The sequence below is a fragment of the Arthrobacter sp. 10N43 genome (assembly GCF_056394525.1).
On sequence record NZ_JBFTIA010000052.1, the window covers coordinates 1 to 350 of the forward strand.

General features: G+C 60.0%; 1 protein-coding gene. It reads right to left on the bottom strand.

From position 1 onward, the window contains the following. The coding region (locus AC1DDO_RS23065) for a hypothetical protein (RefSeq protein ID WP_476972855.1) at nt 1–350 on the bottom strand (350 nt) is incomplete at both ends.

Genomic DNA, 350 nt, shown 5'->3' on the forward strand with positions numbered 1-350 from the left:
GCATATATTTGCCCGATGGGTTGACCAGGCGACGCCAGCTGGTCGGATCCATTTCAGAATCGATCGCCTGACCGATCTTCACATCCGCCGCTTTCTCACCGGTACCGTAAATGGTCACGCTGCCCGAAGCCGCAGGCACATAGACCGTGCCTTCATAGTCACCCGGCATCACCGCAATGTACTGGCGGTCGCTGGCGTGTTTATTGATAGCAGCGTCAACCGCAGCCTGAATGGTGGTGTGAGTCACACCCGCCGTACCGGCCGGCCCGACCACGAAATCTGCTTTTTCCGGCACGCGGATCGCGTAAGGTTTCCACGCGGCGCTGTTGGCGGCCAGCGGGGTGAAGTAG